Origin of the sequence: Stenotrophomonas pavanii (genome assembly GCF_900101175.1) — a bacterium.
Lineage (GTDB): Bacteria > Pseudomonadota > Gammaproteobacteria > Xanthomonadales > Xanthomonadaceae > Stenotrophomonas > Stenotrophomonas pavanii.
Window position 1 is genome coordinate 301,553 of the sequence record NZ_FNFQ01000002.1, and the last position, 21,766, is coordinate 323,318.

Annotated in this window: 11 protein-coding genes; 4 read left to right on the plus strand and 7 right to left on the minus strand. The window is 68.4% G+C overall.

The features are described from left to right. Positions 1-65: 65 nt before the first annotated feature. The 5 genes from BLS66_RS04860 to BLS66_RS04880 are packed head-to-tail and all read right to left on the minus strand — an operon-like array spanning position 66 to position 6,422. Positions 66-1,811, minus strand: a complete 1,746-nt coding sequence (locus BLS66_RS04860; RefSeq protein WP_074725262.1) for a putative porin — start codon at positions 1,809-1,811, stop codon at positions 66-68. A gap of 42 nt (positions 1,812-1,853) precedes the next feature. Beyond that, a complete protein-coding gene (gene tolA, locus BLS66_RS04865; RefSeq protein WP_074725263.1) occupies positions 1,854-2,519 on the minus strand; it encodes a cell envelope integrity protein TolA in 666 nt (221 codons plus the stop codon). A gap of 39 nt (positions 2,520-2,558) precedes the next feature. After that, positions 2,559-2,972, minus strand: a complete 414-nt coding sequence (locus tag BLS66_RS04870; protein WP_074725264.1) for an ExbD/TolR family protein — start codon at positions 2,970-2,972, stop codon at positions 2,559-2,561. Positions 2,973-2,982: 10 nt separating this feature from the next. After that, positions 2,983-4,767: a DUF2341 domain-containing protein gene (locus tag BLS66_RS04875; protein WP_074725265.1), complete on the minus strand. Its 1,785-nt coding sequence runs from the start codon at positions 4,765-4,767 to the stop codon at positions 2,983-2,985. Between the two features lie 38 nt (positions 4,768-4,805). Beyond that, the gene (locus BLS66_RS04880) at positions 4,806-6,422 is read right to left on the minus strand and encodes a ShlB/FhaC/HecB family hemolysin secretion/activation protein (RefSeq protein ID WP_074725266.1); all 1,617 of its coding nucleotides are present in this window, start codon (positions 6,420-6,422) and stop codon (positions 4,806-4,808) included. A 201-nt stretch (positions 6,423-6,623) separates the two neighbouring features. Here BLS66_RS04880 and BLS66_RS04885 point away from each other — a divergent pair, with 201 nt between their 5' ends. Next, positions 6,624-6,959, plus strand: a complete 336-nt coding sequence (locus BLS66_RS04885) for a hypothetical protein (protein WP_074725267.1) — start codon at positions 6,624-6,626, stop codon at positions 6,957-6,959. Between the two features lie 98 nt (positions 6,960-7,057). On the opposite strand, the gene BLS66_RS04890 is transcribed toward BLS66_RS04885, so the two are convergent. Continuing rightward, positions 7,058-7,507: a general secretion pathway protein gene (locus BLS66_RS04890; protein ID WP_074725269.1), complete on the minus strand. Its 450-nt coding sequence runs from the start codon at positions 7,505-7,507 to the stop codon at positions 7,058-7,060. A gap of 115 nt (positions 7,508-7,622) precedes the next feature. Here BLS66_RS04890 and gspH point away from each other — a divergent pair, with 115 nt between their 5' ends. The 3 genes from gspH to BLS66_RS04905 are packed head-to-tail and all read left to right on the plus strand — an operon-like array spanning position 7,623 to position 9,039. After that, entirely contained in the window at positions 7,623-8,069 is a 447-nt protein-coding gene (gene gspH, locus BLS66_RS04895) for a type II secretion system minor pseudopilin GspH (RefSeq protein ID WP_049467019.1), read from the plus strand. Further along, a complete protein-coding gene (gene gspI, locus BLS66_RS04900; RefSeq protein ID WP_074725270.1) occupies positions 8,066-8,428 on the plus strand; it encodes a type II secretion system minor pseudopilin GspI in 363 nt (120 codons plus the stop codon). The genes gspH and gspI overlap by 4 nt, the downstream gene beginning before the upstream one ends. Then, entirely contained in the window at positions 8,425-9,039 is a 615-nt protein-coding gene (locus BLS66_RS04905) for a prepilin-type N-terminal cleavage/methylation domain-containing protein (protein WP_074725271.1), read from the plus strand. The genes gspI and BLS66_RS04905 overlap by 4 nt, the downstream gene beginning before the upstream one ends. A 288-nt stretch (positions 9,040-9,327) precedes the next feature. On the opposite strand, the gene BLS66_RS04910 is transcribed toward BLS66_RS04905, so the two are convergent. Beyond that, entirely contained in the window at positions 9,328-21,723 is a 12,396-nt protein-coding gene (locus tag BLS66_RS04910) for a filamentous haemagglutinin family protein (protein WP_074725272.1), read from the minus strand. Between the last annotated feature and the right edge of the window lie 43 nt (positions 21,724-21,766).

Consider the following 21,766-nt stretch of genomic DNA (forward strand, 5'->3'; position numbering starts at 1 on the left):
TTTCCCTAGACGGGTGCATCGCCGTGCCCCCGCCACGCGCCACGTGAACCGCATCACGCCACCACTCAGAAGCCGGTATTGAACTCCAGCTGGAACACGTCGATCGACAGCGGCGCACCGGACACTTCCTTGGCCGCCATCCACTTGCCGCTGATCCAGCTGCGCGCGTCCAGCGCGTAGGCACCGCCTACGTAGTAGCCGCGCGCATTGGTGCCGCCAAGGTGGAAGTTCGGATCGTTGTAGGCATCGGGCAGCGCGTCGGCCTCGATCCGCTTGTAGCCCAGCAGTGCCTGCCACTGGCCCTTCTCCTTCAGCTCGGCGGCACCGAAGGTGGCCTGCACCATCCATGCCGTGTCGCCGCTGCGGAAGGTATCGATGCTGGCGGTGCCGCCGGCGCCGTAGTTGTTGACGATGCCATTGTTGGCGCGGTTGAACATGGCCTGCTTGTCGTAGGCCAGGTTGCGGATGTAATCGCCCTCCAGGCGGAGACCGATGCCCTGGGCCAGCTGTGTGTCCCAGCGCAGGTTCAGCGTGGCCAGGCGGAACGCCGAGGCCAGGCCCACGTACTGCGGGGTCGGGGTGTTGGCCGGATCCAGCGGATTGCGCGCGATGTCGCGGATCAGCATCAGGGTGTTGCCCTTCTGCATGAACGCCGGGCGCGACCAGTCGGTGTCACAGCCCACTGCGCCCGCATACAGCGCGCACGGCGAGGACAAGCGGCCGCTGATGTTCTTGAAGTCGTAGTAGCCCAATGCAGCGCGCAACGCATTCTCGTCATTGAAGCGCCAGTTCACGCCGACCTGCGCACCGGACAGCCACTTGTTCTCGTTCGGCGTCTTGACCCGGCTCTGGCTGGGCGAGCTGTCGGAGGTGTACTCCAGCGGCACCACCGCCAGGTTGCCGAACAGGCCGAGATCGCGACCGTCGACGTCGTACTGCAGGTTGGCGGCCAGGCCGTCGAAGTTCAGGTCGTTGGAGAACAGCGTATCGCTGGTCCAGAACGGGTTGCCGAAGCGGCCACCGCGCGCCGTCACCCAGTCGGCCGGGCTGTAGGCCAGCCAGGCCTGGTCCAGCCACACGTCCTTCTTGCTCAGGCCGCCACCCAGCTGTTCGGTGGTCGACACCGGGCCATTGCTGCTGCCGCTGGCCAGGCGCACGCCGGCCGTGGTGTGCTGGCCGATGGTCGCCTCGATGCCCAGGCGCGCGCGGATGCGCCACAGGTTGCGGCGGTCCTGGCGGGTGTTCAGCAGCGGTGGCAGCTGCAGGTTGGTGTTGGTATTGGTGTCGAAGCCGTTGCCGGAATTGATCGACGACCAGTTGCTCACGATGTCGCTGTTTCGTTCGGAGAAGAAGCGCGACTCGCTGCGCACGCGCATGTCACCGGTGACCTTGATGCGCTTGGTCCACTCGGCCACTTCGTTCGGTGCCGCCCAGCCCTCGGACCTGGCCTGCGCCATCACGTCCTGGCGCACCTCGTCACGGATGCCGTCGCGCACGCTCTGCGGCACGTAGGGCACGCGCACGTCACCGGCCTCCAGGGCCACACCACCGCTGGCAGTGGCGGGTGCGGTGGCTGCGGTGCGCTGTGCAGCCGCTGCTTCGGCCTCGGCCTGGACCAGCAAGGCCTGGCCGTCTTCGGGCTTCAGCGCACCGCTGGCGATCAGGCCCTTGATCAGCTTGACCATGGTCGTTTCGGCGGCCATCGCACCGGCCGGGGCGGCCAGGCTGAGCAGCACGGCACAGCACAGCAGCGCCCGTCGGGCCGGCCGCGGGTGGCGGGAATCGGATCGTGCGCGGACGTGGTCGTTCATCACGGTTCTCATCGAAAGAAGGGAAATCGGGGAGGTCGGGAATCAGGCCCCGGGCCGGCGGCCCTGGATCAGGACGCGGGCGGGGAAATCGAGCGACGGCGGCGGTGCCTGGTCGACCTTGCCGATGCGGCGCAGTGCATCGAGCACGGCCGCGTCGGCCTCTTCGTTGCCGCTGCCACGCACCAGCTCGACCTTTTCCAGGCGGCCATCACTGGCCAGCCACACGTTCACCTGCAGCTGGAACGCCAGGCGCCTGACCTTGTCATCGCGCGAGATCGCCTGCTGCATCAGGTAGCCCAGGTAGCGCCCATAGGTGGCATTGCCGCCACCACCACGACCGACGCCGGACGAACCGCCACCGCTGCCGGACTGGATGCCGAAATTGTCACCACCGGCCTGCGCATCGGCATCCATCGTCACCGGATCGGCGTTGTCCGGCGTCGGCGTCGGCTCTTCGGCCGGCGTCGGCTGATCCAGCGGCTCCGGTTCGGGCATCGTCTCTTCCGGCGGCGTTTCCGGCTCTGGCGGTTTTTCCGGTGGCGGCGGGGGCGGCGGAGGCGGTGGCGGCAACGCCAGCATCGGCGGCTGCAGCACCGGCCGCCGGGTGCTGGCGGTGTCCTTGAACAGCAGCCACCACAGCGCGACGCCGAGCACCAGCAACGCGGCCAGCACCAGCGCGACGGTCACCAGCAACGGGCGACCGCGCATGCCGGGATCCGGCCGAGGGGGTTGATGGGCCGTCATGCCTCAGCCCTGCGCCTTGCCGGTGACCAGGCCCACCTGGGCCAGCTCCAGGCGCCGCAGCAGGTCCAGCACCTCGACCACGCGGGCGTACTGCACCTGCGCGTCACCGCGCACGATCACCGGGAAATCCGGCGTGGTCGCGCGCTCGGTGCGCAGGCGGTCTTCCAGCTCGGTCATCGTTACCGGGTAGGCATCGAGGAACACCTGGCCGCTGGGGTCGATGGTGATCGCCTTGGTCTTCGGCTTCTCCAGCGCGACGCTGTTGCTGGCCTTGGGCAGGTTGACCTCGATGCCGGGGATGGAGGCGTTGCTGGTCAGGATGAAGATCACCAGCACCACCAGCAGCACGTCGACGAAGGGCGTCACGTTGATGCCCTTCTCGCGCTTCTTGATGCCGAACTTCGCCTTCTGGCCCATGGCGCGCCCCTCAGCCCTGGACCGCAGCCGGGCCGCGCCCGTCCTGCTCTTCGGCCAGGCGCGCAGCGAACTCGTCGATGAACACCGCCATGTCCGCACCGATCGCTTCGGCACGCGCGCCCAGGTAGTTGTAGCCAAACAGCGCCGGGATCGCGACGCCCAGGCCGGCTGCGGTACACAGCAGCGCCGCGGCCATGCCCGGCGCCACCGAGTTGATGTCCACCGCGCCCGCCATCGCGGCCACCACGAACACCAGCATGATGCCGATCACGGTGCCGAACAGGCCCACGTAGGGCGCGCCTTCGATGGTGGTCGACAGCCAGTTCATGCGCCGCGCCATCGCCTCCTGCTCGCGCACCATCACTGCATCCATCGAGGCGCGGATCGCCGCGATGGTGGCACCACTGAGGTAACCGCTGTTGCCATCGCGCTGGTGGCGCTGCTGCATTTCATCGATGGCCACCTGGTAGATGCGCCACAGCGAGCCATCGTGCATGGCGGTGGGCGCCTTGCCCTGGCGGTCCATGTCGGACAGGGTGCGCAGCGGTACGCCGGACAGCTTGCCGAAGCTTTCGGTGAACACCGCATTGGCCTTGCTGGTACGGCCGAAGTGGCGGCTCTTGGCGATCATGATCGCCCACGACAGCAGCATCATCAGGCCAAGGATGGCGACCACCACCCAGGCATCGAACGGCATCGCCTTGAGAATGAAGGCGAAGTGGCTCTGCCCGGCCGACTGTTCGTCGGCGCCGTAGCTGATCAGGCGCGAGTCGGCCCCTTGGGCAGTCGCGTCGGCCAGCAGCAGTGCCGCCGGGCGTGCCACCCGCGAGATGCGCAACTCGTCCAGGGCACCTTCGAAGTTGGCCAGCGGCTGCGCCGCGCCCGGCACGTCGGCGCCGACCACCGGCGCGGTGGCCAGCGCCGGCAGCGCACCGCTCAGCTGGGCGACCACGCGACCATTGAGGTACAGCTGCAACGCGCCCTTCTCCGCAGTCAGCGCCACATGCGCCCACTGCCCTTCCGGAATCGGCTGCGCCGGGGTGCTGCGCTGGCCATTGAGCTGCACGAACGGCACGCGGTTCTCGATGCCCAGCACCAGTTCGGACGCACCGTCGCGACGCGCGTAGATCGCCTGAGCCGCGTTGTTGCTGCCCGGCTTGATCCAGGCCGAAACGGTGAGCGGCGCGCCCGCCTCCTGCGCCAGCGATGCGCTGGCCGGCAGCGGCAGCGGGCCGGCGCCCAGCTGCACGCCGCGGCCGATCACCGCGCCTTCCGACGGCGGCACCACGGCACCGGCGTTGTTGCCATAGGCGGTGGTGTCGCGTGCCGGTGCATTGGCCTCGGCAAAGTGGTAGACCAGCGTGTAGTCCGGATCGAACACCTGCTGGCCGTTGCCGCTGGCCGGGGCCTTTTCATTGCCGTAGTACATCCAGATCGTCTGCGGCGCGGCGGCACTGACTGCCGGCACGTCCACCCAGACCAGGGCCAGCCCGAGCGTGGGATTGAACTGCTCGATCTGGTGGGCCAGCACGGTACGGCCATCACCCGAGACGAAGCGCAGGTCGTTGCCCGCGTCCTGGGTACCGTCGAAGCCGAAGTTGCCGGTATGCAGGCGCAGCAGCAGCGGCGTGCGGCCCGGGTCACCGGCCAGGCCCGCGCCCTGCGGGCCGGCGTCGATGGTGATCGGCTTGCGGTACTTCCATTCGGCCTGCCACCAATTGGCATCGGCCGCAGCCGCAGGCAACGCGACCAGCGCGGCCAGCAGCAGCAACACTCGGGAAAGCAAACGGTCCATGCGAGGGGTCTCCGGAGAACGCATGTTCGAGGAAAGGGTCAGTAGCTGGTGCTGAGGTTGAAGTGCAGGCGCGGGTCGTCCTTGCGCGTGACCGGGCCATCGGCATAGGGCCAGGCGTAGTCCAGGCGCAGTTGCAGGTGGTCACCCAGGCGCAGCTGCGCGCCCAGGCCGACCGAGGCCAGGTTGTACTTGTCCCGCTGCTCGGGCAGCGGCTGGCGCAGGCGCAGGTAGGCCGCATCGGCAAAGCTGTAGACACGCAGGTCGGTGCCGCTCCACAGCGACCACGCCGGGGTGCGCCATTCCAGGTTGGCCAGGCCGCCGTAATCGCCGATCGCCTCGGCCGACAGGTAGCCGCGCACGGTGTACATGCCACCTGCGGCGAACTGCTCGGCCGACACCAGCGGCGCATCGGTCACCTGCAGCGAGCCGCGCGCATACCACTGCCAGTCGCTGCCGAAGGTATGCGTGTTGGCCACGTCGGCCTTGAAGGCCACGAAACTCGGGTCGGCCCAGTAGCGCTTCTGCCCGAACGCAGTGGCGTCGCTGCCGTAACCGAACAGGCGGCGGGTACCGGCCACCAGCTGGGTGTTGATGCTCAGCTGATCGTGCTCGCCCTGGCGCACGCCGACGAAGGCCAGGGTGATCGGCGCGTACTTCAGCGGCGTCTTCAGGCTGTCCTTGCCCATCTGGGTGTCTTCCTCGGTGTCCTTGAAATCCACACCGAGGCTGAGCTGGCGCCACCATTGGCTGCTGCCGGCCAGGCGATAGTTGAGCTTGAGGCCGATCGAATGGCCGTTGCCGATCACATTGGTGCCGGTGCCGGTACCGACCTGCCCGCCTGCATTCAACACGCGGCTGTCGGATCTGTAGCCGGAGGCTTCCAGGCTCCACGGCGTACCTTCGAACGGCATCGTGTACGAGGCGGAAAAGACCTTGGCCTGCTTCGTGTCTTCCGGCGCCAGGTACACGCCGATGTTGGCGCTGTGCCCCCGCTTCCACAGGTTGTCGTAGGCCAGCGACGCACTCAGGCGCAGTTTCTCGGTGTCGGCGCTGTGGTCGTTGTTGAGCGCCGCACTGGCGCGCCACGGCGACTTCTCCTCCACCTGCAGGTCCACATCCATCGTGCCCGGCACCTGGCCCTCGCGCACCAATGGCATCACCTGGCGACGTCCGCCTTCATTCAGTGCGGTCAGTTCCTTCTGCGCCTGGTCGAAATCAGGCACCTTGCCCTCGGCCAGCGCCGGCACGCGTTCGCGGATGCGTTCGGGCGATTCGTGGCGGGTGCCGACCACGCGCAGCTGGCCGATCGGCGTCTGCTGCACCTTCAGCAGCACCACGCCGCCACTGACCTGCTGCTCGGGAAGCTCGACGTAGACGGACTGGTAGCCCGCCTGCTGGTAGAGCGCATGGACCGCATCGCGCGCCTTCTCGACATCGGCCAGGGTCTTGCCCGGGCCGAGGAACGGTTCCACCGCGCGCTCAATGTCCCGGGGATCGAGCACGGTATTGCCGCGCACGATGTACTCGTTGATGTTCACGCTGGGCGCAGGCGCCGCCTCCTGCGCGAACAATGGCAGCGGCATCGCGGCCAGGGCCAGCACCAGTGGATGCAGGCGCAGCGGAAGGCGGGCGGCTCGGCACGGAACAGGAGTCATCGAAGGCATCGCGTCGTATCGAAGGGAATGGCCAGGGAGCGGCGCGTGGGTCTACCAACAGGACGTGCACGTCGCGTCAAAGCCGCCAACAGTTTTGTGACAGCCCTGTCATCTTTTGACAGCGCCGCGATGCCCGCAGGCGGACCCTGCATTCGCCACACGTCTTCATGGCAGAACATCGATTGCTGCGGGAGATTCGAGATGCGTGAATCGCCGATGGTGGGCCTGCGCGCTGCCCTCGCCCTTGCCCTGCTGCTGGCACTGCCACCGGTGCGCGCTGACGAGACGAAGAAGCAGGAAGACGCTGCACCCTGCATCGAAGTACAGGTCAATGGCGAGCGCATTCCGGCCTGGGACTGCCTGCAGCGCAAACTTGCGCCGGCATCGAAAGCGGCGAAATCACCGGCGCTCCCCGAGGCCGAACGCCTGATGCGGCAGCCCGCCAACCAACTGATGCAGTACAACCTGGAAGGCACGCGGCAGCGCATGGGCGATGCCTTCGGGCGCTCGGTGGTGCCGCAGCGACCTGCGCGCTGAGCCTGCCAGGCCTTCGCCGAGCCCACGCTCGGCAGGATCTTGTAGAGTCGAGCCATGCTCGACTGTCCGTCCAGACGCAGCCGAGCGTAGGCTGGGCTTTATGGGGCGGCCGGCACGATGCCATCGCTTGGAACCGGCGGCAGCTCGGGAACCGGCAGGCGGCGCGACCGCCCCGCCTGGTTCAGTTCCACCGCGTTGGCGCTGATGCTGGCGAGAACCGTGCAGGGCCCCAACCGCTGGCCCGGCGCGTAGGCTTCGGCAGGACGGCCATCCACGGAAAGCAGCGCCAGCGGCGCGTGGTCGCCGGCCATAACGCCCAGCACGACCACCTCGGTCTGCACCGCACCGGGGGACAGCAACCGCACCAGCGGCAGGCTGGCCACCGCATCGAACAGGGGCCTTGCAGGGGCCTCTGCGTGCGTTTCGCTGGCCGCCGCCGTGGGCGCCACCGCAGACAGGGTCACACCCCAATAGGCCACCACCGCCAGCAGCAGGGTTGCCGCCAGCAACGTGAGTATGCGATTGCGATCCCAGCGCCCGCCTTCCATGTTCCGCACCGTCGCCACGTTCGTGTCCGCTTACGCTAGCAGCTGCCGCTGACGCTTTTGTTTCATCATGCGTGCCTACGCTGGCTGGTATCGACCCGGACAGGAGGCGACGTCGATGCAGCACATGCCGCGGGGTTTCACCCTGCTGGAACTGATGGTGGTGCTGGTGATCATCGGCATCTGCACGGCGGGCATCGGCCTGGGCCTGGGCAGCCTGCTTGATCCGGGTCGCCAGCTGCGACAGGAAGCCGAGCAGCTGGCGCAGCGCCTGCAGGTAGCGCGCGACGAGGCGCGCATCGACGGCCGTCCGCTGCGCTGGCAGGCCGACGCCACCGGCTACTGGTTCAGCCGTCGCGAGGGCGCCCGCTGGGTAGACGTGCAGCGCGACGACCTGCTGCGCCCGCAGCGGTGGCGGCCCGCAGGCCTGGCAGTGCAACCGGCCACGCCGATTGAACTGAGCCCGGAGTGGATCGGCGTGGCGTGGGAACTGACGCTGTCGTTGCAGGGCCGCCAGCTGCGTCTTCGGGATGATGGCAGCGGACAGTTGCAGGTCGAGCAGTGAGGCGGGGAACGCGCGGATTCACGCTGATCGAAGTGCTGATCGCACTGGCGATCGTATCGATTGCGCTGGCTGCGGTGATGCGGTCGGTGGCAGTGGCCACCGATGATCAGTCGCGCCTGCGCGACCGTCGCCTGGCGCTGTTGTGTGCGCAGGACCGCTGGCAGGAGCTGCGCCTGGGCGGACAGGCAGCGCCCGATGCACGGCAGCGCTGCATGCAGGGGCGCAGCCGTTTCCTGGTGCTGCAGCATATCGGCACGGGGAGTGACGGGCAGCCGCAACTGGAACTCAACGTGGTGGCCGAAGATGCACCGCGGCAGTCGCTGGCGCGGATGCAGCTGCCGTGGACCGCGGCGCAATGAAGCGTAACGCAGCAGGTTTCACCCTGATCGAGGTGATGATCGCGATCACCCTCATGGGCGTGCTGGCGCTGATCTGCTGGCGTGCGCTGGACAGTGTGGCCAGCAGCGACCAGCGCCTGCGCCGGGCCGATGCCGAAACCACGGCGGCGCTGCGCGTTCTGCAACAGTTCCAGCGTGATATCGAAATGCGCGCAGACGACGCGCTGATGAATGGCGCGGTGCGCCCGGCCGATCAGCCGCAGCGGTTGCTGCCTCCTTCGCTCGCAAGCGAGCGGCATCCGGATGGAAGCTTCGCGCTGGAGATCACCCGCAGTGTCGGCAGCGACGGGCTGCGTTGGCAGCGGGTACGCTGGTGGCGCCAGGGCAGCACGCTGTGGCGGGCCAGTGGTGCGGCGACGGACCGGTATCCCCTGCCGGCGCCGGAGCCGTCGACGGGCATTGCGGTGGCGCATGAGGTGCAGCAGTTCGAGGTACGGGCGTGGCAGCCGGGCGCAGGCTGGGCGATCCTGCCGAGCGAGGGCGAGGTGCTGCCGGCCACTGCACTGGAGCTGCGGTTGGGATTGCGCGACGGGCGTGGGCCGCTGAGTTACCGGCGGGTGCTGGCGCTTTAGGGCGCTTGCCTGCAACGCATCCACGCATGGCGTGGATCTACTGCCGAGCCCGCCGCCGGGCGCGCTCCTGCACCCGGCGGCGCCGTGTCGGTGGTCCTCACCGCTGATGGCCGCTCCCTGCCCTCCGTGCCGTCCTGGCTGGGGCCGCTGCCGTTCCTTGGCGGCTGGCCCGATGCTGTCTGTTCCTGCAGGTCAACTGCATCCACGCACGGCGTGGATCTACTACCGGCCACGTTCGGCAGCATTGTGTGCCGACCCAGGTCGGCACCTGCCAGGATCGTGCGGTGCCTAGCGGCGCTGCGTGCCCTCGTCGCGACTTGCCTGCGGGAACTGGAACGCGCTGTCGGCGTCGTAGCCGTCGTTGGCGGTGGCGCCACGCGCCGGCGGGTTGATGCTGCTGGTGCCGCTGCCGAAGCCGAGGATCTGCACGCTGATCACCGACGGCTGGTTGCGCCGTGCATCGTCCTGGCTCTTGCGCATCACATCCTGCGCGGCCTGGCTGGCGCTGTTGGCCGCCGCACTGGCCGAGGCCAGCGCATTGACGTTGACCGATGCCAGCACCGGCAGGCCCTTGCTCTCGCCCTGTACCTGGATGTTGGCCGCGTTCAGCACCTGCAACGCGGCCAGGTTGATATTGCCCGAGACGCGGATGCCGGCCTCGCCCGCGTCGATGGTGCCCAGCGGCGCGATCAGGTCGACGTCGCCCGGCCGCACTTCGGCAATGGGGTTCAGCGTGGCGATGCCTGCACCACTGGCCGGGGCCTGCGGCGACAGGATCACATTGCCCCAGCCGTCATAGACGCGGCGCGGTGGCGTGTACAACAAGGTGGTCTGCGAACCGCGACCGGCATTGATGTCACCCTGCTCCGACCAGGCCAGGATGTCACCGCCGAACGTGGTCATCACCCGCGACAGGCCCAGCAGCACGCTGTCCTGGCTGAACAGCCGGATGTCCCCCTGCCCCTGCGTCACCAGCCCGGCACTGGCCGGTGGCACCACGCCCTGTACCCCCACCACGATCTGTCCACCCGGTGCCATCAGCTCGATGTTGCCGCCGGCTTCGGTACGCACGCCGGAGCCGCCATACATCAGGATGTCGCCGGTGCGTTGGATCGTCGCACCTGCTGCATCCTTGTCCGGCATCAGCGTGGCGATGGCCTCGCGGCCGCGCAGGTAAGAACCAACGCGTGGCCCATTCCGATCGGTGTACTCGCGGCCGCCTTCGCGCAGCTCGGCGTAGTAGACCTGGCGCAGGAAGATCCGCTGCTGCTCCTTCGGCAACCGGTCGAACGCCGCCAGTGCCTCGGCGCCGTCGGCAGCCACACCGAAGCGTTGTTGGAGCCACTGCTTCAGTTCCCTGTCGTAGATCTTCACCGCCTTGCCGGGCTGCGAGGCCAGCGACTGCGCCGGGTCGGCGAGCCTGGCCGGATCCAGATAGCGTGCGCGCAGTGCGTCGAAATCAATGTGCTGGTTGCCTGCGGTCACCGCAATGCTTGCGCCTGGCCGCGTATCACCCTGCACGATACCGCCAAGGCTGATGAGGTTGCCCGCCTCTTCCTGGCGCAGCTGCCGGCCTGCACTCACCTCGACGTCGCCGGGGCCGGCCACCGTCAGGTTGCTGCGGATGATGTCCCGTCCCGCTTCGATCCCGCTGATGTCGGTACCGCTGGTGTTGAGCGCGGTGACGTTCGCATTGATCACGTCACGCCCGGCGCGCAGTTGCACTGCCGATCCCGCTTCATACCAGTCAAACAATGTCCGGTTCGCGGTACCGGTGTTCTTCTCCAACTGCCGGCGATCACCACTGCCCAACCCGATGATGTCACCGGCCACGGCATAGAAGCGGCTCGGTAATGTGGGCCGGGACGTCAGCGCACCGGTGGTCGGGGTACTGGGGCCGAACGCGAACAATGGCAGCATCGCCGCCGGGTCTGGCCCCTGCACCCCATCGTTCGACAGATTGTGACTGACCCGGGTCCGGCTGACGCCCTGCTGGGCCATGAATGCAGGATCAAGCGGCCCAGGCAGGCGGGCGTCGCTACCGGAACGTGCAATGCCGGTGGCATTGGTCGCGGCATGGATCGAGCCCCCGGCCATAACATCGAGCCGGCCGCTGGCCGAAGGCGCGAGCAGGATCACATCGCCCGTGGTCGCCCCCGGTCCGAGGCCTCGAAGCGAGGCGCTGATGATGTCACCACTCGCAGCCACCGCGCTGAACCTGGACGGATACAGCCAGTAATTGATGCTGGCGGGAACGGATTGCTCGCGCAGCGCGATGCCTTCAGCGAACATGTTGCTACCGGTTGCATGCAGGCTGCCGGCCAGGCTGGGTGCGAGATTTCCGCCTACCGAGAACAGGTCCAGTGCCGTGCCTCGGGTCCAGAGCGAGAACCACGTCGTGCCAGCTGCATGCTGGCCATCGCCCAGAACCACGTCGTTGTAGTTGGACGTCGGTACACGCCCAGCATCTGCGGCGCCACCGAGAACAATGTCACCACGGGCCTGCAGCCGGGCAGTGGAATCCCCCAGGATGAGCACGGGCCCGGCCATCGCCACCGGCGCGTCGGCCACGAACGGATCCTTCAGGCCCAGCGTTCCGTAGCTGCTCTGTATCGCGCTGAGGCCACCGATGCGTGCCGCCTGCAGCAGGGTGCTGCCGCGCAGGTTGGTCACCGCGCCATTGAGATCCAGATCCTGCAGGAACCCTTCGGGCTGCTGCGCGCTGGCGCGCAGGCCCGGGTTCAACGCACCGCCACTGCGCAGCGTCAGGTCGCCGCCACCGGTCAGATGCAGCTCACCGTTGCTGACGCGCCCGGTCGACCCGACCGCAGCAACAATCGCGCTGGAGTGAGGCGCGGTCAGCAGGCCCAGGGCATTGCCCATCGGGTCGAGCACGCCGGCGTGCCGGCCCGCTTCCAGTGACAGGTTGCCGCCTCCCAGCGTGCCGAAGCCGGTGAAGCCGACCATGCGCGGCGCTGCGTCCGCTTCGGCGCCCACGGTGCTGTACGTGCCGAAGTTGATCCACCAGCTCGTCGGTGTCGCCTGCACGCCTTCGGTGGTGCCGGAACCCTGCCGCCACAACCAGCCGCCCACCGCCGCGCTTGAATGCCCGGCCTGGTCACGCTGCGCCGTACCCGATTCGGACCGGGCGGTCCAGGCGTCGCCGATGATGTCGCGCCCGGCTTCAACCCTGACATCGCCGCCATGGTCGGGATACCACGCACGGTAACCGGCCAGCGCCGCATCATAGTTGCCCGACACCTGGTTCCTGCCCAACAGCGCGGTCTGCCAGGGTGCAGCCGAACGCGCCGTGTTGAACTGCGCATCGCGGCCATCACCCAGCGCCGTCGGCGCACCTGCGGTGTACACACCGAAACCGGACTTCATGCGCACGTCCTGCGCGGCCAGCAGCGTCAGGTCTCCCTTGCCGGTGCGCAGCACGCTCCACGCGGGAGCGCCCAGCCGCCTGCCATAGGTCGTGACTTCAGTCAGCGTGCCGCCGCCGTAGCAGTAGCCCATTGCCGCGCAGATCTCTTCCTCCGACATGCCCATCTCGGCGCCCAGTTCCGTAGCCGGGCGGCCGACCCAGGATTCATCGCCCCACCATGCCAGCGAGCCTTCCTTGTCCACCAGGCGCGGCGCGGCGCCGCAGAAGGGACCTGCATCGCAGATCTCTGCCTCGGTAACCCCGAAGATCTCGGCGACCTCTGCAGGTGACTTGCCCGCCAGGCTCTCGTCGCCCCACCAGTACAGTGAACCTTCCAGATTGACGATCCGATCGCCCTTCCATTCCGTGGTCGTGGTCACTGTCCCGATGGTGCTGTAGTGGCTGTCGGCCAGCACGATGCTGCCGTCGCTACCCAAACGGCGGGTCCGCGGATCGGCGGCCGCCGTATCCGCACCGGCCACCGCGGTCAGGTCCCAGGAGGTGGTGACTTCGGGCAGCATCGCCGCCAGCGCCCAGTTGCGCCCCTGGCGCCCGCTGGCGTCGGCCGTTCGCAGCTTCACCGGCGCATCGCCGGCCAGCTCCACCTTGGTCATCGACGGGATGATCGCACCGGCATGCAGGTCCAGCGCGCCCGACAGCTTCATCGCCATCGGCAGCGCGACGCCGGCCGGCCACACCTGTGCAGCGACCGGCGCCGGCGTGCGCAGCCGGAAGCCGGCGCCCAGGCGCGCACCCGCCTGCAACGACAATGCCTGGGCCAGCACGGTTCCAGCCGCGACCACCTCGCCACCCGCCGTCGTCACTGCTGCGCCCAGCACGGTGCCGGCCGGCAGCAGCAGCGGTCCCGACAGCCGCATTTCTGCCGGCAGCACGGTTCCGGCCGGCAGGGTCACGGCGTCGAAGGGAAGTGCATAGTTCAGCGTGGCACCGGCGCGGAACTCGGTGCCGCGCTGCAACTGCACACCCTCGCCCGGCACGATCAGGTCACCACCGAACGCGGTGTTGGGCGTACCGCCACTGCGCCCTTCCAGCAGCACCCAGCCGTCCTCATCGGGATTGGCGGGCGGCGGCGCGAAGCCGTCGTTGATGCTGCCGTAGACGTTGATATCACCCTCGGCACGCAACACCAGCGCGGCCGACTCACCGAACCCGCGCCGCGCTGGATCGGTCCGGTTCGACTGCGGTCCGTAGCGGTACCCGGACAGATCGATATCGCCGGCCACGACCAGATCGCCACGCGGGTTGTCGCTGCTGGTCCGCGCCACGATCTGCACGCCGGGGCGAAGGCGGTAGCTGCCCAGGGCGGCAGTGCGCTGCTGCAGTCCTGCATTGGCCAGCGCAGCGTTCATCCATTGGCGGTTGTCCGGGTCCACCACCGTATCCAGCCACTGCTGGTTGATCACCTGCGGACGATGGCCATGCACGTCCGCAGCGCTGGCCAGCGGCGCCGAATCATAGCTGCGGAAGGCGTTGACCTGGAGGTCGCCGGCACCGGCGATGCGGAGTCCGCTGGCCGCGTCGATCGCGGCGTCGTTGCTGCCCACGCGTGGCACGTTGAGCTTGACGCTGCCGCGTGCGCGGCCATCGTTCTGGGCCGGGCCGCTACCCGCAGCCACCGAGGTGCCGGCGCGCAGGTCCATCGAAGACGACGCGCCCAGCTGCAGTGTGCCGTTGGCTGAAGTCAGTTCGATCATCGCCCGGTTCGGGCTGTCGATGATCTTGCCGTAACTATCGACGCGTAAGGCGCTGCCATGCGCATCCAGCGCCCCGTCCACGCGCAGCAGATCGCGGGCGGAAAGACGGATGCTGCCGACCTGCTCACCACTGGCATCGATGCGGCCGTTCACCTGCAGGCTGCCGCCATCGACGCTGATGTCCACGTGGCGTGCCTTCACTTCATCGCCGATGACAAGGTCGCCTTCGCTCAACTGGAACGTCCGGCCACCGGTAATGCCACCGGCAGTAAGCCGGGTGTTCAGGCCGGAGAAGTCCTGCAACTGGCGTGCACGCACTACCAGCTCGCCGCCGTCGTAGGGCACTTCGGTGCCACCGGCGTCGTAGCGGCCGCTGGCTCCGCCAAGCAACGTACCTGCCAGATCCACACGGCCGCCCTGCGGGCCCAACGCAGACACCGTCAAGCGGCCACCGCGGTTGTTGCGGGCGGAAAGATCAATGCGCGACGCCGCGTCGGCAACAATGTCACCTTCATGGCTCGACAACGCGACGTCACCGCCCCAGCTGTACTTGTCCACGTCGAACAGGTTGATCTTGCGCCCCGCCATGTCCAGCACCGCATGGCTGCCAAGCGCCATGCCCTGGCGGGCATTGGCCTCGAACCGACCGGACGCCAGCGCCACCCGGCTGTCGATCACCACGCGTTCGGCCGTGATGGACAACTCCGCACCCAACGCATCGCTGCCCGCGGTCGCCGCGGCGCCACGCAACTGCACCGTTCCGCCATTGCGGATGGCCAGCTGCGCACCCGCGCTGCCGGTCAGAAGCGGGGTGACGATATCCAGCGCGCCGCCGCTGAACTGCCAGCCACTGCCTGCCACGTAGTCGCCCTGCCGCTGGAAGACATCCAGGCTGCCCTTGCCGGAGAACAACATGCGATCCGACGCTGCCAGCGTAACGCCGGCGAAGCCAAGCACCTGGCGGTCAGCGGCCACCGACGAACTGGGCCGGGTGAAGGGCGCTCGCCCCAGCTCCAGCACCCGCGTAGTGATTTCCAGCTGCCCTTGGCCAAGCCGACCCACCATCGCCTCGCCGGCCGGCTGAGTCTGTTCACCGCCGGGCAATGGGGTGCCGGCCAGCGTACCGTCCCACACCAGCGTGTCGGCGAAAATGCGCGCACGATCGGTCGCGGTGCCGTAACCGTGAATGGCTGGCGCGCCCAGCACCAGGCTGCGCAGACTGCTGCGGCCGGTCGCACCGTCACGCGTATCCAGGTCCACGCTGCCGAACACATTGATGGCATCGCGCGCAGTCAGGCTGAGGGACTCGAGCGCCGGCGCGCCGGTGGCGGTGTTTCCGCGCAGTAATCGCTGCAGGACCTCCTGATTCATCGTCATGCCCGCCGGCAGGCCGCCGGCCGCCGCTGCCGCCGCGATCGCTTCGGCACTGCCAAGATTGAGCGCCGACATGCCCAACCCGAGCTGGCGCGTTCCGTAGCTCACCGCGTCGCCAATGCTCAGAGCGCCGTCGGTGACCACATTGATGCTGCCCGCCGACAGCAGCCGGGTCTGCCCGCTGCAGTTCGATTCGCAACCCCCGATGTCGATCGCCACCGGACCGGCCGCGCTTCCCCCCTGGGTACTGAGCGCCGTGAGGCGCTGATTGGACACGGCCAGCAGACCGCCTGAAACCAGGTAGGGTGCAGTGGGTTGCGCCACGCGCGAAGGATCGGCCTGGGACAGGGTGTTGATCGAAGCGCCCTGCTCCACCAGGATGCCGTTGCCCCCGAATGCAGCCGACAACAGGACTTCCTGCGCCGAAAGGCTGACACCGTTGCGCAACACAACATGCTGGGCGGTGCCTTCCACCGAGTAGGTGGTCGCATCACGCCGCAGCGCGCCACCGATCAGCAACGTCGACGGGCGGAATGCGTTGAGCGCACTGTCGAAAACGGTAGCCCCGCGCCCGCTCGCCGCCGCGCTGCCCTCCGTGACGATTTCCAGCATCGCGTCGTTGGACGCATGCAGGTTGACCGAAAGCGTGCCGCCGCGTCCGTCATTGCTGCCCGCATTGAAGCGGGACAGACCGTGGAACGTCACTGCCGGCGCGCCGGTGCGGCCCGCGCCTTCGCCGAACGTCAGGCTGAGAGCCGCGGCATCGGTCGGTCGCCAGCGCAACGCTTCGCCTCGCCGTTCGGCCACGCCCTCCACGAACGTGCTGTAGGACGTTTCGTTGTAGCTGGCATGGCGGCGCACCGCTTCGGCCGGGGTCAGCACCAGATCGGTGAGCAGTGGCGACACTGCCCCGCCCAGGCCTTGCGCTTGGTGCCCGCTGACACGCCAGGAACCCGTGCTTGTCGCCACCGGCTGCGTGTTGCCACGCGCATTCTCGGCACCGATCTCAACGCGGAATGCCCCCTTCTGCAGGGCGTAGTTGGCGGGCAGCAGCGTGTAGGTTCCGGCGGGCAGACCCGGCACTCCGCCGGGGATGACGATCTGCTGGCCGATCCGGGGGTCGGCACTGCCGTCAGCGGTCGCCAGCGGCGCCTGCGTGTCCGTCCGCCCCGGCACGATCGCATAGACCGCATTGCCGGCACGGCTGAAGCCGTAGCGCGGGTTCGCATCCGCCAGCGCATGCCGCAGGATATCGACCGAGCCACCCCGCCCGGCTACGAACGCGGCGCCGGACAGTTCGCCGCCTCCGGACACATCCACGACGCTGCCGGCGGCGCCGTTGAACGCACTGGCCACGATGTCCACGCCCATCGGAATGTTGACCGATCCGGGGCCCTGAACATCGAAATCGGCACCGTCGCGGCGCCACGCCACACCATCCACGGTGCCACCGAACGGCAGCGTCAGGCCGGCGCCACTGACGGAGGTCACGCTGCCCGCAAGCAGCTCGACGCGCGCAGCGCGGCTGGAGTTGAACTCAGTACCACCCAGCTGCACCCGGCCCCACGGCGCCTGCACGTTGCCGCCCTGCACTACCGTGGCGGCGGTCAGCGCCAGGCTGCCGAACGCCGAGTCCGGTGCCGGTTGCGCGCCACTGCCGACACCGTGGATGCGCAGTACCGCCTCTGGATTGGCCCAGCCCGGCAATCCCGAAGGTCCGGCCTCAGGCACGCCGGCCACGATGCGCCCCTGCGCCCGCGCGGCGGGATACAGGCGGGCGGCGCTGATATCGATCGATCCCGGTGCGGCGAACCTGGATTCCTGCAGACTGCTGGCCATCGGAGCCAGCATCCGGATGTCGCCGCTGCTCTGCAGGTTGACATGGTCGAAGCTCGCCAACCAGGTGACATCGCGCAGGTCGATCAGGTCGGCGGTCACATCGAACCGATGCTGCTTCCCTGCATCGATCGGCGCCTCCACCGGTCGCAACGTGCCTTCCCCGGCCGGCTGCCACCAGCGCCCCTGCGCAAGACGCACGTAAGGTGCGCTCAGCAGCAGGCGACTGCCCTCCTGGTTGCCCGCTGCAACGCCCAGGGCGCGTTCATTCGGGCCATGGATGCGCAGGCTCTGGTCCATGCGCAGAGTGACATCGCCTTGTGCCCGGATATCGCCGAACAGCGAAAGATGATCGAAGCCACCGGCCTTGATCTGCTCGACGGAGAGCGTGGCATGGCCGTACGCCAGGCGCTCGGGCAGAGCCTCGCCCGCCGGTGTGTCCTGGGTGAGCGAGATCGCCCGCGGTGCCAACACCTCCTTGTTCCTGGCCGTCGCGCCATAGGTGCCGCCGCCGAACGCGACCCCCAGCGTGCCGCCCCGTGCGCCATCACCGCCCGCCGCTGCATCGAGCGACCCTTGGAGGTACAGCGCATTGGCTGCACGCAGCACGATGCTGCCGCCATCACTGTCCACCCGGGTACGGCCGCTGCCTTCGACATCAAGCCACGCCGAGGCACCGGAGGCCTGCAGCCGCGCCCCGCGCTCGATGACCACAAAGGTATCCGGTGGCAGGTGGCGGACGTTGTCCTGGTCTTCCCAGTCCAGTGCACCACCAATCTCGATGGTTCCGCCCTTGCGCACCTGACCGCGCAGCATCTGCCGCGCATCGCCCATGGAAACCGCATCGCCACTGACATCCAGCAGCGCGCCCTCGGCGATCGTCCAGCGACGCTCGCGGCGTTGATCGCCGCGCACACCGGTCGGGTCGAATGCCTCATCGAGGCGGATCCGCCCGCCCGCTGCCTGCAGGTGGCCGGCCACGGTCACGTCACCCGAACCGAACAGCTCGATCGTCTGGCCGGGATCAACCCTGACCCCGGCCCCGGTGCCGACGCGCAGATCGGCCGCAGACAACAGATGTCCCGCGCGCAGCACCAGGCTGGCGCCACCGCGTTGGGTTACGCGCCCATTGCCAGGATCGGCCGTGTACAGTGGCTGCGTCCAGGCCTCCAGCGCCTGCTCCCGCGCCAGCGCATTCTGTGCGCCGGCTGCCAGGCGAATGCCCGGCCGTTCCACGTGCAGCAGGGTGCCCTCTTCAACCGTCAGCCCGGCATGGCTGGCGATGTCATAGCGGGCAAACCCACTCGTGAACAGCGGGGCCTGTAACCTCAGCAGATCCTCTACGGCCGCGGTGGAATCGCCGATGGCCAGCTTGCCGCCCGTTGCCAGGGTCAGTGCACCGCTGCCATTGCCGAGCGCGGTGATATGCACGCCATCCCCCATGCGCAGCCGACCGCTGCCATCCGTGGCGACATCGGTACTGGCCGCCTGCAGGCTGACACTGCCGCCCTTTCCGACGCGTCCCTTGCCATCGGTACCGATCGCACCACCGGCATCCACCGAAAGAAGGGCGCCATCGACCAGGGTGATGTCATGACTGCCAACGAAGCGCACCTGTCCGCCATCGATCCACGCCTTCGTTGCCAGTGCATCGGTGGCGAGCAGAGCGTTGCTCCAGCCGCCGGCAAGATCGATGCGGGCACCGGCAGCAGCCTCTACGCCCGCGCGGCCGCCGGAGAGCAGCGCCGTCGGCCGGCCGAGTACCGGAAGCAGGTTGCCCGCCTCCACCTGGCCACCGGCGATCTGCACGGTGCCGCCGAAACTGACCTGGCTGCCGGTGAGCGCAAGCTGCCCGCCCTCCTGCAGCGTGAGCGTTCCGTCCAGCGCAATGTGCCCGGCCGAGGCCAGATCCAGGCGTCCCCAGCGCTGTCCGCTCAGTACGTCGCTGTCCAGCCACACGGTGTTGCGCCTTGTCGCCCCGATCGGCGCCTGCAGCGACCATGGCGTGGGATCGGCCGGGATCCCGCCGATGCGCACCTGCGAGTCGAATACCCCGTTGCGACCCGTGCTGTCGAAGCGGCCGAGCCAGAGTTGTGCGTTTCGCGCGACTGCCGTCTGCGACTGCGAGTACCCCTCCTGTCCCGGGTCCGGCCGTGATGTCTGCAACTGGCCCTGGAAGGTGCCTGTCTCCACCTGCCCCTGCAGGACCACGGTGGGTGAAGAGACCTGCAGCCGGCCCGCATCGCGACCGACGGTATAGCCATTGTCGAAACGCTGGCCGGGTGCCACCAGCGGATTGCGGAACGATTCGGTCACCCCCCATCGTTCCTGCTTCACTTCGTAGCCCTGGTACAGACCGTCGTACAGCATTTCGGCCGGTGCATCATCAAGCCGGTACAGCTGCCCGTCGCGCCCACGCAGCCAGCTCTGCTGTACCACGCCCGACTGTACGTCCAGGCTGCCGCCGGCCAGATTGATGCGGGACCCGGCATGGCTGACCACTTCCTGGCCGGCCAGCTGCACGGTGCCGCCCAGCGCCGCCCACTCACCGATTGAATGCCCCTGGTTGTCCAGGTAACCGCCCACCTCAAGCAGGCCGCCGCCGGCGTACCAGCGCGTGCGGTCATAGCCGCCGGTGCCGGCAGCGACCTCGGTCAGCTGGCGGCGGTCAATCCACACTTCGCTGCTGATCAGCTTGCCACTGTCACGGTTGTCCGGCGAATCGCGCAGTTCATTGCCCTGCACCTTCACCTTGACGTTGTTGCTTTCCATCGCCACCTGCACGCCTACCGCACCGGAGACGTCCACCCGCGCCCCGTCGTCCAGGTAGCTGCGCCGGGCTGCATCGGAAACGACCTGGCCACCGGTCGCCACCGCCAGCGAGCCCGCCTGGAAATTCACGTCGCCGCCGGAGACGATCTCGATGCGCGACTGATCGCGACGGTCCTGCAGGCGCGAGAGGTTGTCGAAGGTGCCGCTGTTGCTGGACCCGCGAAGCTTGTCCTGCTCGGCGGATTCCTTGACGAGCGCATCACGCTGGGTATCCAGCGCGGTGGCCTTGCCATCGTCTTCGATCAGCACCGCCGTGGCAGACCCGGCCTGCAGGGTCACGCTGCCCTTGCTGTCGGATGCCGAGTTCAGCAGATGCACGGTGCCACGCTGGTTCAACGTCGTGGTGGCTACCGCCACGCCGGCCTGTTCGACGGTGCGACCGGCCAGCGTGACGTCTCCTTCGCGCGCCTGGATCAGGCCACTGTTGCGCACGTAGCCGGCCGTGCTGTCGCTGGCGAAGCGTGGCGCGATCTCATTGCCGCGGGTGGTGGACGCGGTGTTCTGCGCGGTGCCCACGCCGCGACGGATCACGAAACTGTCACCGGCCGCCAGCTGCGCCTGTCCCATGCGGGTTTCGATCTGGCCTGCGTTCTCCACGCTGTGGCCCGCCAGCAGCACATAGCCACCGCCACGGGTGGCCGTGGTCGGTTCATGGGTGGCGATGCGTGCACCACGTTCGACCATGACCTTGCCCACGGCATCGGTCAGCGCCGAGGTGTTCGCGTCGGCACTGTACAGGCCGTGCTCACGGAACTGCGCGTCACTGATCCGCGCTGCTGCCGCAACAAGGTTGCGGACGTTGACCTGGCTGTTGTTGCCGAACACCACGCCGTTGCGGTTGGCCACGAACACGGTGCCATTGGCCTTCAGCTGGCCCAGGATCTGGCTGGGCCGCGCCTGCGGATCATTGACGCGGTTCAGTACCGCCCAGTCGGGGTCCTGCAGGAAGTTCAGCGTGGTGTTGCCACCGATGTTGAAGGTCTCCCAGTTCAGGATCGCCTGGTCCGCAGTCTGCTCGATGCTGACCTGCAGCCGCCCGTCGGCAGCCTGCGACTGGATGGCCTCGCGGGCGTTGATCCAGCCGCGGGTCAATGGATTCTCGTCAACCTTCAGGCCGTCCTTGCCGAGGCCGTCGGCCACCACCACGCCCGCGTCACGTCGCCCCTGCCGCGCCTGTTCCTGCAGGCGCTGCTGCAGGGCGATCGCCTGTGCGGCCGTGCCCAGGTTGTCGATCGACTGCTGCAGCTTCTGCCGCGCCGCATCCTGCTGCTGCGCTGGCAACTGGAACTGGACCGGCACGCCGTTGGGCATGCGCCCGCTCTGCGCCGCCGCGCCCTGCGCCGCGCCGCGCTCGGCGAACCAGCCCGGGCTGAATGCCTGCTGGGCCTGGCTGGCCGGTGCCACCACCGTGCCCAGGGCCACGGCAACGGCCCAGGCCATCGGGTGGCTGCGCCACAGGGCAGCAGGAGGGCGGGCGTGGGGCGAATGCGGGTGCGACATCGGGGACCTCGTCAACCTGATGGGCCGCGTCAGCGGCGGCGAG